The organism is Pseudomonas sp. Con_6 (genome assembly GCF_059379395.1).
In genome coordinates this window covers 6,025,069-6,038,918 of the sequence record NZ_CM182011.1, presented here as the reverse complement: position 1 = coordinate 6,038,918, position 13,850 = coordinate 6,025,069, and the positions used below count along the sequence as shown (strand labels likewise).

Annotated in this window: 9 protein-coding genes and 1 pseudogene; 8 read left to right on the top strand and 2 right to left on the bottom strand. The window is 65.9% G+C overall.

The features are described from left to right. The first annotated feature begins 191 nt into the window (after positions 1 to 191). The 5 genes and pseudogenes from AC5QPF_RS27265 to AC5QPF_RS27245 all read left to right on the top strand — a co-directional run bounded on the left by AC5QPF_RS27265 (position 192) and on the right by AC5QPF_RS27245 (position 6,070). Positions 192 to 2,384 carry a DUF1631 family protein gene (locus AC5QPF_RS27265; protein ID WP_494960737.1) on the top strand — a complete coding sequence of 731 codons (2,193 nt, stop codon included), beginning with the start codon at positions 192 to 194 and terminating at the stop codon, positions 2,382 to 2,384. Between the two features lie 78 nt (positions 2,385 to 2,462). Then, positions 2,463 to 3,023: a 1,6-anhydro-N-acetylmuramyl-L-alanine amidase AmpD gene (ampD, locus tag AC5QPF_RS27260; RefSeq protein WP_494960736.1), complete on the top strand. Its 561-nt coding sequence runs from the start codon at positions 2,463 to 2,465 to the stop codon at positions 3,021 to 3,023. Between the two features lie 3 nt (positions 3,024 to 3,026). Beyond that, complete coding sequence (gene ampE / locus AC5QPF_RS27255) at positions 3,027 to 3,860, top strand: regulatory signaling modulator protein AmpE (protein WP_494960735.1); 834 nt, start codon at positions 3,027 to 3,029, stop codon at positions 3,858 to 3,860. Positions 3,861 to 4,072: 212 nt separating this feature from the next. Next, positions 4,073 to 5,167, top strand: a pseudogene (locus AC5QPF_RS27250) (methyl-accepting chemotaxis protein); the annotation flags it as partial. Next, positions 5,141 to 6,070: a methyl-accepting chemotaxis protein gene (locus tag AC5QPF_RS27245; RefSeq protein WP_494964259.1), complete on the top strand. Its 930-nt coding sequence runs from the start codon at positions 5,141 to 5,143 to the stop codon at positions 6,068 to 6,070. The pseudogene AC5QPF_RS27250 and the gene AC5QPF_RS27245, both read left to right, overlap by 27 nt. An 84-nt stretch (positions 6,071 to 6,154) precedes the next feature. Here AC5QPF_RS27245 and AC5QPF_RS27240 read toward each other — a convergent pair whose 3' ends face one another. Next, positions 6,155 to 6,934, bottom strand: a complete 780-nt coding sequence (locus AC5QPF_RS27240) for a TatD family hydrolase (protein WP_494960734.1) — start codon at positions 6,932 to 6,934, stop codon at positions 6,155 to 6,157. Between the two features lies 1 nt (position 6,935). Continuing rightward, positions 6,936 to 7,931 (bottom strand): catabolite repressor/activator, encoded by a 996-nt coding sequence (gene cra, locus AC5QPF_RS27235; RefSeq protein WP_494960733.1) that lies wholly within the window; start codon positions 7,929 to 7,931, stop codon positions 6,936 to 6,938. 289 nt (positions 7,932 to 8,220) lie between these two features. On the opposite strand from cra, the gene ptsP reads away from it, so the two are divergent. The 3 genes from ptsP to AC5QPF_RS27220 are packed head-to-tail and all read left to right on the top strand — an operon-like array spanning position 8,221 to position 13,768. Then, the gene (gene ptsP, locus AC5QPF_RS27230) at positions 8,221 to 11,079 is read left to right on the top strand and encodes a phosphoenolpyruvate--protein phosphotransferase (RefSeq protein WP_494960732.1); all 2,859 of its coding nucleotides are present in this window, start codon (positions 8,221 to 8,223) and stop codon (positions 11,077 to 11,079) included. Continuing rightward, the gene (pfkB, locus tag AC5QPF_RS27225; protein WP_494960731.1) at positions 11,079 to 12,035 is read left to right on the top strand and encodes a 1-phosphofructokinase; all 957 of its coding nucleotides are present in this window, start codon (positions 11,079 to 11,081) and stop codon (positions 12,033 to 12,035) included. Before ptsP ends, pfkB begins: the two co-directional genes overlap by 1 nt. Next, positions 12,032 to 13,768, top strand: coding sequence for a PTS fructose-like transporter subunit IIB (locus AC5QPF_RS27220; protein WP_494960730.1), 1,737 nt, complete (start codon positions 12,032 to 12,034; stop codon positions 13,766 to 13,768). Before pfkB ends, AC5QPF_RS27220 begins: the two co-directional genes overlap by 4 nt. The last annotated feature ends 82 nt before the right edge of the window (positions 13,769 to 13,850 follow it).

The following is a 13,850-nucleotide window of genomic DNA, read 5'->3' as shown; positions in this document are numbered from 1 at the left end:
GGGCGCTGCGTCTATTGCGCGCCTTTGGTCGGGAAAGTTGAGCGTTTTGCTCGGAACGGGGTCTACCCAGCGCTGGCGTTCCGCGCATTGCCCCTCTGGCGAACAGGAAATAATTTCAAGATAATGCGCGACCACTATTTGACGTCATGGTTTTGACGAGTTTGAGATGACCCCCCTGCAAGGAGACCGGGATGCATAACGACGGGAAGGTGCTGCCCTTTCGCAGCGTCGCCAGCCAGGCGTCGTTGACGCCCCTCGCTCGTCTGCCGGTCGCCTTGCTGCATGTGCGTGACAAAGCCGCGTTGCAGTTGCGCCAGGCGCTCCAGGTGCTGTTCGACAACGCCGACGACACCCTTTTCGAAATGGCCGACAAGGCCGCCACCAGCAAGGAACAGAACCTGCTGTTCGAAGCCATGCGCGACCTGCGGCACAAGCGCAAGAGCATCGAGCGTGGCTTTCTCGACAGTTTCTACGCGGCCTTCATGGAAGTTGGACACGGCGATCCGCTGGCCGCCCTGCCGGCCCGCACCCCGGCCCATGACACCCTGAGTCTGGTGGCCAGCGACGAGCTGGAGCGCACCGTGGCGGTGGATGGCATGGTCGCCCGGGTCCTGGCTCGCGACGGTTTCGCCCTCGGCCAACTGACACAGCGCTTGAACAGCCTGCTGCAACAGCATCTGAGCGACCAGAACAACCCTCTGGGGCCGACCCTGCTTTGCGAATACTTCCTGCGTGCCGGGCGCAGCCTGGGTGTGGGCATCAAGGTCAAGCTGATCCTGCTCAAGCTGTTCGAGCGCTACGTCCTGCGCGAGGCCGACCAGCTGTATGGCGAAGCCAACCAGTTGTTGGCCGCCACGGGTATTCTCCCCGAGCTCAAGGCCTTGCCGCTGCGCCGGTCCCAGGACCGTGCGGTCCTGGAAACCCGGGTGCCCGCCAACGAGACCGACGACAGCAGCGCCAGCCCGGAAGTGGATGCCAATACACAGGCGGTGTTCTCTTCCCTGCAATCGCTGCTGCGCCCGGTGCGCGGGCGCCTCAACCCGCGCCTTGGCAGCGCCCCGCTGCGGCCGATCAGCAGCCGCGACCTGCTGCGCCTGCTGACCCACCTGCAACAGTACGTGCCTGCGGGGCTTGAGCACGAAGACTTCGACCTGCGCCACCACCTCGAACAACTGCTGACCCGTCTCAGTGTGCAAAGTGGCAGCGGCCGGCGCATCGATGCCAGCGACGAGGACGTGATCAACCTGATCACCATGCTCTTCGATTTCATCCTCGACGACCGCAACCTGCCCCATTCCCTGCGGGTACTGATTGGTCGCCTGCAGATCCCCATGCTCAAGGTGGCGTTGCTGGACAAGCGCTTCTTCAGCCGCGCCACCCATCCGGCGCGACGCCTGCTCAACGAGGTGGCTGCGGCTGCGATGGGCTGGGACAAGCGCGATGACCAGCAGCGCGACAGCCTCTATCAGCATGTCGACACCCTGGTGCAACGCCTGCTCGACGACTTCAGCGACGACCCGGCGATCTTCAGCGAACTGCTCAACGACTTCCTTGCCTTCAACAACGACGAGCGCCGCCGCGCCGAGTTGCTCGAGCAGCGCACCCGCGACGCCGAGGAAGGCCGCGCCCGCACCGAGCACGCTCGGGGCCGGGTCCAGCACGAACTCAACCGGCGCCTGCAGGGCAAGCAACTGCCGCGTATCGTCGTGCGGGTGCTGGAAGATGCCTGGAGCCAGGTGCTGTTGCTGGCCTGGCTCAAGCACGGTGAAACCTCAACGGCATGGCGTGACGCCCTGCTGACGATGGATGAGCTGCTGTGGAGCGTCGGTCCGCTGGAGCGGCCGGAGGAGCGTCAGCGCCTGCTGGAGCAGGTGCCGGCGTTGCTCAAGGCCTTGCGTGACGGGTTGGGCGGTGCGGTATTCGATCCCTTCGCTACCAGTGAGTTCTTCTCCGCCCTGGAGGCGTTGCACCTTGGTGCCTTCGAGCCAGCGGGGGCGCGGGGTGAGGTGCAGGCGGGCATCGAGCGGGTGTTGGTGCGTGATGAAATCATCCTGCGCGGCCCGGAAGACTGTCCCGCCAATGACAGCGACCGGCACCTGGCCGAGGATGCCCCGGAACTGCTCAGCGTGCGAGGCCTCCAGGCCGGCAACTGGATCGAGCTGCACGAGGACGATGAACCGCTGCGCTGCAAGCTGATCGCCCTGTTCGACGACAGCGATCGCTATGTCTTCGTCAACCGTAACGGCATGAAAGTGCGCGAATGGACTGCCATGGGCCTGGCAGTGGCGCTGCAGCGCGGTGATGTGAGTCTGCTCGATGACAGCCTGCTGTTCGACCGTGCGCTTGACTCCGTGGTCAGCCAACTGCGCCGTGAACGCGGCTGATCTCACACTTTTTAACGATACAGCGCCGGTCGGCTCGGGGCATACTGGTGCGGTGTCCCCCGTGTTTCAGGACTTTCTATGCAGCTGGATCGCACCACTGGCTGGTTTTCTGGCGTCACCCATTGCCCGTCCCCCAATTTCAACGCGCGCCCGGAAGGCGAAGCGATCGCCCTGCTGGTGATCCATAACATCAGCCTGCCGCCCGCGCAGTTCGCCACCGGCAAGGTCCAGGCGTTCTTCCAGAACCGCCTCGACCCGGCCGAACACCCCTTCTTCGAGACCATCAAGGACCTGCGGGTGTCCGCTCATTTCCTGATCGAGCGCGACGGCAAGGTCACCCAGTTCGTCTCCTGCCTCGATCGTGCCTGGCATGCCGGCGTGTCGCGTTTTGGCGAGCGCGAGGCGTGCAACGATTTTTCCCTCGGGATCGAGCTGGAAGGCACCGACGACCTGCCCTACAGCGATGCCCAGTACCAGGCACTGGAGTGCCTGACCCGGCAGTTGCGCGCGGCGTGGCCGGCCCTCGAGGGCGAGCGCATCTGCGGCCACAGCGATATCGCCCCAGGGCGCAAGACCGATCCAGGGCCCGCGTTCGACTGGGCCCGTTACCGCGCCACCCTGCGGGACAAGGAGAATTGATCGATGACTTTTCTGGTGTTGCTGCTGGTGCTCTGGGTGGAGAAATTCTCTGCCCTGCGCGTACGCCTGCAGCGTGATGGTTTTTTCCTTGCTGAACTGGCGCGCCTTGAGCGCACGGGCAAGACCGGGCCGTGGTGGGTCCTGGCGGTCGTGGTGCTGGCCCCGGTGGCGCTACTGGCCCTGCTCCTGCATGTGCTGGACCCGGTGGCCTACGGGTTGCTGGCCTTGCCGGTGCATTTGCTGGTGCTGATCTACAGTCTCGGTCGCGGCGACGTGAAAGCCACCCTTGGGCCGTTCCGCGATGCCTGGCGGCGTGGCGACGAGCAGGCCGCGGTGCATGTGGCCGAGCGCGACCTGAAGGTGATCGCCGATGACGAGCAGAGCCTGTTGCACAAGGTTCAGGGTCACCTGCTGTGGGATGCGTGCCAGAGTTTCTTCGTGGTGATCTTCTGGTATGTGCTGTTGGGGCCCGCGGCCGCGCTGGCCTATCGCCTGCTGGCGCTGGCTGCTGACAACGCGCGCAACCCGGCGGTGCAGGAACGCGCCCGGCAACTGCGGCATGCCTTCGACTGGGCGCCGGTGCGGGTGCTGGCGGCGAGTTTCGCGTTGGTCGGCAATTTTGTCGCGGTCAGCCGGGTGATGCTGCATGAGCTGCTCAACTGGCATATCGCGGCGCCGCGGCTGATCAATATTGCCGGGCATGCGGCGGCGGAGTTGCCGGCGACAGCGCCGGCGGGTGAAGAAGGCTTGGCGGGGCTGGACAAGCTCTGGGAACTGCTGCTGCGCTCGGCGGTGCTGTGGTATGCGTTCTTTGCCCTTTGGACCGTGTTGGGTTGAATCATTGACCTGGCAGGGCCCTGTGGGAGCAGGTTCACAGGGCCCAACAAATGACCACCAAGTCATTTACCTTAAGTTACAAAGCCCTCCTTCGATATGCGCTATACAAGTGCAGGAGCGTCGCCAATGGCTAACTGCCATTGCGCCGGACAACAATAAGAAATCGAAGGAGACGACCAGTGAAGAGCCTGTTGCGTCCGGCCATTGCGCTGATGAACCGCCTGAGTTTCGGCATGAAGTTCAGCCTGATCAGCGTCCTGTTCTTCCTGCCCATGCTGGTGACCAACTTCTATCTGGTCCGTGATTCCTACGCCAAGTTCAACGCCACCCGCATCGAGCTGCAGAGCCTTGATCTGCTGCGCGGTGCCTTGGGCGTGCGTGGCGATCTGGAAACCCTCGGCAATCTGGTGCAGATCAACGCCGTGCTCGGTCAGTCGGGCAAGGCCGAGGATGTCGAGGCACGTATCGCCAGCCTCGGCCAGCAGGTGCAGGCGAAACTTTCCGCACTGCAACCGGTGCACGACGACGAGGCACTGGCCAAGGCCTTCACCGACAAGCGCGATGAACTGCTCAACGCTCTGCGCGCGGCGCTGGGCGAATCGTCGCTGCTGGCCCAGGTGGCGCTGTTCGACAAGCTGCAAACCCCGGCGCAGAACCTGCCACGGCTGGTGGCCAGTCAGTCCGGCCTGAACCAGGATGTCGACGGTGCCATGCGCCAACTGACCGACCTGGTCACCACCGTCACCCCGCAAGTCACCCAGACGCTCGGCGAAGGCCGCGCCATGGGCGCCTATTCCCTCGGCCAGGGCTTTATCAATTCCACCGCCAGCACCCGTTTCGAAGACCTGCTGCTGAAGCTGGACAAGCTCTCCGCCGACTATGCCTTGAAAATCCAGGAAGCCCTGGCCGGTGATCGCCAGGCCGAAGTCCGCTTGGGCAGCCAGGCTGCCGCCAGCCAGGCGTCGCTGAAACAGGCAGCCGAGCTGTTCGAAAGCCAGGTGGTGGTGGCGGAAACCCTTGATGCGCCGTGGGCGACTTTCTACAAGCAGACCAGCGATCTGATGGCGCGTACCTACACCCTCAACGAAGACACCGTGGCCTTCCTCGACCAGCAACTGCAAGGGCGCCTCGGCGAATATCGCAGCCATATGATCCTGCTGGTGGTGGCGCTGGCCAGCGTGTTCTTCCTCGTGGTCTACCTGTACAGCGGCTTCTACGCTTCGACCCGCAACACTCTCAACAGCCTCGGCGAGGTGATGGACAAGGTGGCGGGGGGGGACATGACCGTCAGCTACCAGGTGCAGAGCCGCGACGAACTGGGCGAGCTGGGGCAGATGTTCAATGGTACGGTGCAGCGCATCCATGACCTGATCGAGAAGGTCGGCCAGACCGTCAGCGAAGTGGAGCGCCAGGCCGACCAGGTGCACCAGGTCTCGTCGCGCAGCAACCAGGCCGTGAGCGGTCAGCGCGGGCAGATCGAGCAGGTCGCTACGGCGATGAATCAGATGTCCGCCACCGCCCAGGAAGTGGCGCGCAGCGCGGCGGCGGCGGTGAGCAGCGCTCATAGCGTCAATCAGGAGACGGTTACCGGGCGTGGCCTGGTGGAATCGCAACAGGGCAGCATCGCCGGGCTGGCCAAGGAGATCGATCAGTCGGTGGCGGTCATCAACCAACTGGTCAGTGACAGCCAGGCCATCAGCCGGGTGCTGGAAGTGATCAAGAGCATCGCCGAGCAGACCAACCTGCTGGCACTCAACGCCGCCATCGAGGCGGCCCGGGCCGGCGAGCAGGGCCGCGGCTTCGCGGTGGTGGCGGACGAAGTGCGCACCCTGGCCAAGCGCACCCAGCAGTCCACCGGGGAAATCGACGAGATGATCTCGCGCCTGCAGAACGGGGTTGGCGCGGCGGTGCGGGCGATGGACAGCAGTCACCAGATGGCGGCGGGCACGGTGAACCAGTCGCAGCAGGTGCAGCAGGCGCTGGAAAACATTCTCGGGGCCATCGGCATGATCGTCGACCAGAACCAGCAGATCGCTGCGGCGGTGGAACAGCAGACGGCGGTGGCCCATGACATCGATCAGAACATCGTGCAGATCAATCGCGCGGCGGAGCACACCACCCAAGGAGCGCACCAGACCGAGGATGCCAGCCGGCAACTGAGTTCGCAGGTGATGGAACTGAAGCAGTTGATCGGGGCGTTCCGGGTTTGACTGGCACACCGAGGACGCAGGTTTTATGGCCGCTTCGCGCCCATTCGCGAGCCAGCTCGCTCCCACAAGGTTTGTTTCGTCTCGCTACTTCCAACCAAACAATCCACAGGCATTGCGGGTACTGGCTTCGGTCAGTGTTTCAACGCTGATCCCCATGATCCCCGCCAACGCCCCGGCAATCTCCGGCAAATGCACCGGGCTGTTCCTCACCCCCGGATACATCGCCGGTGCCATGTCCGGCGCATCGGTCTCCAGCACCACGCTGTCCAGCGGCAAGCGCGGCAGCACCTTGTGCAGGCGCAGCGCCTGCGGCCAGGTGGCGGCACCGCCCAGCCCCAGGCGGAAGCCCAGCTTGATGTACTCCCGCGCTTCCTCGTAGCTGCCGGCAAAGGCATGGATGATCCCGCCACGCTCCAGCTTGAAGCGCTTCAGGGTGGCGATCACCGCCGCATGACTGCGCCGCACGTGCAGCAGCGCCGGCAAGGCGAAGTCCTTCGCCAACCGCAACTGTGCCTCGAACAGCGCCTGCTGCCGTTCGCGATCGAGCGCTTCCAGATAGTAATCCAGGCCGAACTCACCCACCGCGCACAACTGCGGATCGCCGTGGCAGCGCGACAACCAGTCACCCAGCGCATCAATATGCCTTGGCTGATGATCGTCGAGATACACCGGATGCAGCCCGAACGCCGCGTACAACCCCGGTTCGGCTTTGACCAGATCCCAGACCCGCTGCCAGTTGGCCTCGTACACCCCCAACACCACCATCTTCTCCACTCCACCGGCCCGCGCCGCCGCCAGCAGTTCGCGGCGGTCGGCGTCGAAGTCGGGGAAGTCGAGGTGGGTGTGGGTGTCGATCAGGCGCATGTCAGCCCTTGAAGATCCGCTGCTTGAAGGTTCGCGCCACGGCATGGATGCCCGGCTGGTACTGCTTTTGTTCCACGGCGGCGAGGGCGAGTTCCAGCGCGGTCTCGGCGATCAGGCCGTGTTGCTGGGCCATGGCGTTGACCGGCAGCGGCAGGAAGTCGAGCAGTTGGGTATCACCGAAGGTGCCCAGGTGCAGCGCGCGCGAGTCCGCCGGACGGGTCGAGAGTACGTCGAACACACCTTGCAGCAGCACATAGGAGGTGGTCACCAGGGCATCCGGCAGGCGTCCCTGCTCGGCCAGCAGCTCGCTCATCAACTGGCGCCCGCATTCACGGCTGAAGGCGTCGCCCTGGTACTGGCTGACCTTGCCGTTGAACGCATGCAGGGCTTGGTCGAATCCGCTGGCACGGGCCTGGCTGACGCTCAGTTCCGGACGGGCGCCGATCAGGGCGATGTTCGCCGGCTGCAGTTCCAGCAGGCTGCGGGTCAGCTCCAGGCTGGCCGGCTGGTCATCGCTGACCACCGAGCAGAACACCTTCGAGTCCATGGTGCGGTCGATGGCGATGATCGGCAGGCCCTTGGCTTGCAACTCGCGGTAGCTGTCATCGTTCGGAGGCAGACAACTGGCGACGAACAGCGCATCGCAGCGCCGTGCGCGGAACAGCTGCTGCAACTGGCGCTCGCTGTCCGGCTGGTCGTCGCTGCTGGCGATCAGCAACTGGTAGCCACGAGCCCGTGCACCCTGTTCGAGCTGCTTGGCGATGCGCGCGTAGCTGGGGTTTTCCAGGTCGGGAAGAATGAAGCCGAGCGTCCGGGTGTGCCGGCTGCGCAGGCCGGCTGCCTGCGGGTTGGGGGTGAAGCCATGGGCTTCGACCACAGCGCGGACACGCTCCACAGTCGCATTGCTGATGCGTTGCTGCTCGGCCTTGCCGTTGATGACGTAGCTGGCGGTGGTCACGGAGACACCGGCCAGACGGGCTATATCGCTGAGTTTCACCAGATTTTCCTTGTTATATGCCAGGGCGGGCGCGAAGCCTGACCGGTCATTGTCGCCGATCCTGTGCCGGGGGCGCAGGCGACCATTGTCGCAATTGTCCGACACGAAAGGACTTCTTTGTTCACAGGTTATCGAGTAACGTGCTCTTCATTTTCAGATTAATCGTTTCAGCACGCTATTTTTCTGCCGCAGCTTGGGCGTGCCAAAGGATCAGACAAGTACTGGCCCTATGCTTGTAACCACACAACAATACCTCGGCGCCGCCCCGGCGTTGCAAAAGGAGAGGACGATGCTCGAATTCACCACGGCGCAAATTGCCCTGGGTCAGGTGGCTGTGGATAAAACCGCCGCCCTGGGCCTGTTGGCAGCCCGGCTGGTCGAGGATGGCCTGGTGGCCGAGGGTTACCTGGCCGGCCTGCAGGCGCGGGAAGCCCAAGGTTCGACCTACCTCGGCCAGGGCATCGCCATTCCCCATGGCACGCCGCAGACCCGCGACCAGGTGTTCGCCACCGGCGTGCGCCTGATGCAGTTCCCCGCCGGGGTGGATTGGGGTGACGGACAGATCGTCTACCTGGCGATTGCCATCGCCGCCCGCTCCGACGAACACCTGCGCCTGCTCCAGCAACTGACCCGCGCCCTCGGCGAAGCGGACCTGGCCGACGCCCTGCGTGGCGCCGAGAGTGCCGAGGCGGTGTTGCAACTGCTGCAAGGCGCCTCGCGGGAAATCCTGCTGGATGAGCGCAGCATCGGCCTGGGCGTCTCCGCCGACGATTACGACGACCTGCTCTGGCAAGGCGCACGTCTGCTGCGCCGTGCCGAATGCGTGGACGCCAGCTTCAGCGCACGCCTGCAACAGATCGAACCGCTGCTGCTGGGCGAGGGCCTGTGGCTGCTGTCCTGCGACCAGTCGGTCCGCGCGCCGGGCCTGGCCTTCGTCACCCCGCAGCAGCCGCTGCGCCACCTCGGTCAGCCGCTCAACGGCCTGTTCTGCCTGGCCAGCCACGGCGATGCCCAGCACGCTCTGCTGGATCGGCTGTGCACCCTGCTGATCGAAGGTCGCGGCCAGGAACTGCTGCGCGCCACCGGGGTGAATGGCGTGCTCGCCCTGCTCGGCGGCGCGGTGCCGGACGACTGGCCCAGCGCCCGCATCGCCCTGGGCAACCCCCATGGCCTGCATGCGCGGCCGGCGAAGGTCCTTGCGCAACTGGCCAAGGAATTCGACGGCGAGGTGCGTGTGCGTCTGGCCGACAGCGTCGGCACGCCTGTTTCGGTGAAGAGCCTGAGCAAGCTGCTGAGCCTCGGTGCGCGGCGCGGCCAGGTGCTGGAATTCAGCGTCGAGCCGGCGATCGCCGAAGCCCTGCCACTGCTGCTCAGGGCGGTGGAGGGCGGGCTCGGCGAGGAGGTCGAGACACTCGCGCCATTGGCACCGATGCCGGAGGAACTGGCTGAGGCCGATATCATCCCGGTGAAGCCGGTGGCCGGCGCGATCATCCAGGGCGTAGCGGCCGCTTCCGGTATCGCCAGCGGCCCGGCCCATGTGCAATTGCTGCAGACCTTCGACTACCCGCTGCGCGGTGAATCGCCCGCGGTGGAGCGCCAGCGCCTGCGCACGGCGCTGGACCAGGTCCGCGCCGATATCGACGAACTGATCCGGCGTAGCGACGTCAGCGCGATCCGAGAGATCTTCATCACCCACCAGGAAATGCTCGCCGACCCTGGTCTGGCCGAGGAAGTCGAGTTGCGCCTGCGCCAGGGCGAAAGCGCTCCCGCGGCCTGGCTGGCGGTGATCGACAGCGCCGCGCGCCAGCAGGAATCGCTGCAAGACACCCTGCTCGCCGAGCGCGCCGCCGACCTGAGGGATGTCGGTCGCCGCGTGCTGATGCAACTGTGTGGCCTCAGCGAGACGCCTGAGCCGACACAACCCTACGTACTGGTGATGGCTGAAGTCGGTCCCTCCGACGTGGCTCGCCTCGATCCGGCGCGAGTGGCCGGCATTCTTACCGCCCGTGGTGGCGCCACCGCCCACAGTGCCATTGTCGCGCGGGCGCTGGGCATTCCCGCCGTAGTCGGTGCTGGCGACGGCGTGCTGCTGATCGCCTCTGGCACGCCGCTGCTGCTCGACGGTCAGCGCGGCCGGATCACCGTCGACCCGACCATTGAGGTCCTGGCCCACGCCCTGGCCGAACGCGAGCAGCGGGTAGAACGCCAGCGCGCCGCTGATGCCCGGCGCCTGGAACCGGCCATCACCACCGATGGCCACGCTGTCGAAGTGTTCGCCAATATCGGCGAAAGCGCCGGGATCGACAGGGTGGTGGCGCAGGGCGCCGAAGGCGTCGGCCTGCTGCGCACCGAACTGATCTTCATGGCCCACCCGCAATTGCCGGACGAAGCCGTCCAGGAAGCGGAGTATCGCCGCGTGCTCGACGGGCTCGCCGGGCGGCCGCTGGTGGTGCGCACTCTTGATGTCGGCGGCGACAAGCCCCTGCCTTACTGGCCGATCGCCAAGGAAGAAAACCCCTTCCTCGGCGTGCGCGGCATCCGCCTGACCCTGCAGCGGCCCAAGGTCATGGAAAGCCAGTTGCGCGCCTTGCTGCGTGCGGCAGGGGACAGGCCGTTGCGGATCATGTTCCCGATGGTCGGCCAGGTCGAGGAATGGCGCGAGGCGCGGCGCATGATCAACCGGCTGCTGGAGGAAATCCCGGTCGCCGATCTGCAGGTGGGGATCATGATCGAAGTCCCTTCGGCGGCCCTGCTGGCCCCGGTATTGGCGGCGGAAGTGGACTTCTTCAGCGTCGGCACCAACGACCTGACCCAGTACACCCTGGCCATCGACCGTGGCCACCCGAGCCTCTCGGCCCAGGCCGACGGCCTGCACCCGGCGGTGCTAAGCCTGATCGACATGACCGTGCGTGCTGCCCATGCCCATGGCAAGTGGGTCGGTGTGTGCGGCGAGCTGGCTGCGGATGCGCAGGCGGTGCCGCTGCTGGTCGGGCTGGACGTGGATGAGTTGAGCGTGGCGGCGCGCAGCATTGCCGAAGTGAAGGCACAGGTGCGCGCGCTGAGTATTGAACAGGCCCGTGGCCTGGCGCGACAGGCGCTGGCCCTGGGCAGTGCCGCCGAGGTGCGGGCACTGGTGGAGATGCACTGATGGCGAAGATCCTGACCTTGACCCTCAACCCGGCGCTGGACGTCACCGTGAGCCTCGACGCCCTGCGTCCCGGCGCGGTCAACCGCGCTTCGGCGCAGCACAGCCATGCTGCCGGCAAGGGCCTGAACGTGGCCCAGGTGCTGGCCGATCTCGGTCACGAGCTTAGCGTCAGCGGTTTCCTGGGTGTGGATAACCTCGGCCCGTTCGAGGCGTTGATCAGCCAGCGCGGCTTCGTCGACGGCTTTGTCCGCGTGCCCGGCGAGACCCGCAGCAATATCAAGCTGGTGGAGGCGGGTGGCCAGGTCACCGATATCAATGGCCCGGGCCCGCAGGTGGACGAGGCGGCGCGCGACGCGCTGCTGCAACGCCTGGACCAGTTGGCGCCGGGACATGACGCGGTGGTGGTGGCCGGCAGCCTGCCTCGCGGGATCACGCCCGAATGGCTGGAACAGTTGCTTGTACGCCTGAAAGGACTGGGCCTGAAGGTCGCCTTCGACAGCAGCGGCGCGGCCCTGGATGCCGGCTTGCGCGCCACGCCGTGGCTGATCAAGCCAAACACCGAGGAGCTGGGCGAAGCCGTGGGTCGGCCGCTGCTCGACCTGGCCGAACAGCGTCAGGCGGCGCAACGCCTGCTCGACCAAGGCATTGCCCATGTGGTGGTGTCTCAGGGCGAGAAGGGCGTCAACTGGTTCAGCGCCGCGGGCCTGTTGCAAGGTGTGCCGCCGCAGGTGACCGTCGCCAGCACCGTAGGCGCCGGCGACTCGTTGTTGGCCGGCATGCTTCACGGCCTGCTCGCCGCCGAGCCGGCGCCGCAGACCCTGCGCCGCGCGACAGCCATCGCCGCCCAGGCGGTCAGCCAGATCGGTTTCGGTATCAACGACCGCGCGCAACTGGCGCAGCTCGAAGCCGGCGTACTTATCCACAACCCCGACGCAGAACAAGAGGGTGCCCAATGAAACTCGCGATCATCACCGCCTGCCCTAACGGGCAGGTGTCCAGCGTGATCAGTGCGCGCCTGCTGGATGCCGCAGCGCAGCGCCTGGGCTGGAGCACCTGCGTCGAGCAGCATGACCCGGCGCACCCGGAGCGCCAGTTGTCGCCAGCGGCGTTGGCCGAGGCGGACTGGGTACTGCTGGTCAGTAGCGTGCCGCTGGACCTGCAGCGCTTTGCCGGCAAACGTCTGCTGCAGAGCACCCCGGCCCAGGCGCTGGGGGATGTGGATAACTTCCTGCGGGAGGCGGCCAAGTGCGCGGAGGTGTACCAGCCGGACGCGGCGCGCCCCCCCAGCGTGGCGGCGGTGGGGCAGAAGATCGTCGCTGTCACCGCCTGCCCGACCGGCGTGGCCCACACCTTCATGGCTGCTGAAGCCTTGCAAGTGGCAGCACAGCAGATGGGTCTGCAACTCAGCGTGGAAACACAGGGTTCGGTGGGCGCGCGCAACCCGCTGAGTACCGCGGCCATCGCCGAGGCCGACGTGGTGTTGTTGGCCGCCGATATCGAGGTGCCCACCGAGCGCTTCGCCGGCAAGCGCATCTACCGCTGCGGCACTGGCGTGGCGTTGAAGCAGGCCAAGGCGACCCTGACCAAGGCGCTTGCAGAGGCTCGCGAGGAAAGCCAGTCCGTCTCAGACCAGGCGCCTGCGGCGCGCAGCGAGAAGACCGGGGTGTACAAGCACCTGCTCACCGGCGTGTCGTTCATGTTGCCGATGGTGGTGGCAGGCGGTCTGCTGATCGCCTTGTCCTTCGTCTTCGGTATCGAGGCCTTCAAGGAACCGGGCACCTTGCCTGCGGCGCTGATGCAGATCGGCGGCGAGGCGGCGTTCAAGCTCATGGTGCCGTTGCTCGCGGGTTACATCGCCTGGTCCATCGCTGACCGGCCGGGGTTGGCGCCGGGGATGATCGGCGGCTTGCTGGCCAGCACCCTGGGCGCGGGTTTCATCGGCGGCATCATCGCCGGCTTTCTCGCAGGCTACAGCGCCAGGGCCATCAGTCGCTGGCTGAAGTTGCCGACCAGCCTGGAGGCGCTGAAACCGATCCTGCTGATTCCGTTGTTCGCCAGCCTGTTCACCGGACTGGTGATGATCTACGTGGTGGGCAAGCCGGTGGCGGGGTTGCTGGCCGGGCTGACCCAGTTCCTCGACAGCATGGGCACCACCAACGCGATCCTGCTGGGTATCGTCCTTGGCGCGATGATGTGCGTCGACCTTGGCGGGCCGGTGAACAAGGCGGCCTATGCGTTTTCCGTGGGCCTGCTGGCTTCGCAGAGCTACGCGCCGATGGCCGCGACCATGGCCGCCGGGATGGTGCCGCCAATCGGCCTGGGCATCGCCAGCTTCCTGGCCCGGCGCAAGTTCGCCCAGAGCGAGCGTGAGGCGGGCAAGGCGGCGTTGGTGCTGGGGTTGTGCTTCATTTCCGAGGGCGCGATTCCGTTCGCGGCCAAGGACCCGCTGCGGGTGATTCCGGCCAGCATTGCCGGTGGCGCGCTGACCGGGGCGCTGTCGATGTACTTCGGCTGCAAGCTGATGGCGCCCCATGGCGGGCTGTTCGTCATGCTGATCCCGAATGCGATCAACCATGCCTTGCTGTATCTGCTGGCGATTGTCGCCGGGAGCCTGTTGACCGGGGTGGTGTATGCGCTGGTCAAGAAGAGCGAGGTGGTGGAGTTGGTGGTGCAGCCGGTGAAGGGGTAGACCTCCGGGGCCTCATCGCGGGCAACGCCCGCTCCCACAGGTTTCGGCGGTGTACACGGTCCTTGTGGGAGCGGGCGTTGCC

What these genes read in the sequence shown, in the direction of transcription:
- AC5QPF_RS27265 (WP_494960737.1), top strand. Translation starts at nt 192, where the DNA reads ATGCATAACGACGGGAAGGTGCTGCCCTTTCGCAGCGTCGCCAGCCAG.
- ampD (WP_494960736.1), top strand. Translation starts at nt 2,463, where the DNA reads ATGCAGCTGGATCGCACCACTGGCTGGTTTTCTGGCGTCACCCATTGC.
- ampE (WP_494960735.1), top strand. Translation starts at nt 3,027, where the DNA reads ATGACTTTTCTGGTGTTGCTGCTGGTGCTCTGGGTGGAGAAATTCTCT.
- AC5QPF_RS27245 (WP_494964259.1), top strand. Translation starts at nt 5,141, where the DNA reads ATGACCGTCAGCTACCAGGTGCAGAGCCGCGACGAACTGGGCGAGCTG.
- AC5QPF_RS27240 (WP_494960734.1), bottom strand. Translation starts at nt 6,934, where the DNA reads ATGCGCCTGATCGACACCCACACCCACCTCGACTTCCCCGACTTCGAC.
- ptsP (WP_494960732.1), top strand. Translation starts at nt 8,221, where the DNA reads ATGCTCGAATTCACCACGGCGCAAATTGCCCTGGGTCAGGTGGCTGTG.
- pfkB (WP_494960731.1), top strand. Translation starts at nt 11,079, where the DNA reads ATGGCGAAGATCCTGACCTTGACCCTCAACCCGGCGCTGGACGTCACC.
- AC5QPF_RS27220 (WP_494960730.1), top strand. Translation starts at nt 12,032, where the DNA reads ATGAAACTCGCGATCATCACCGCCTGCCCTAACGGGCAGGTGTCCAGC.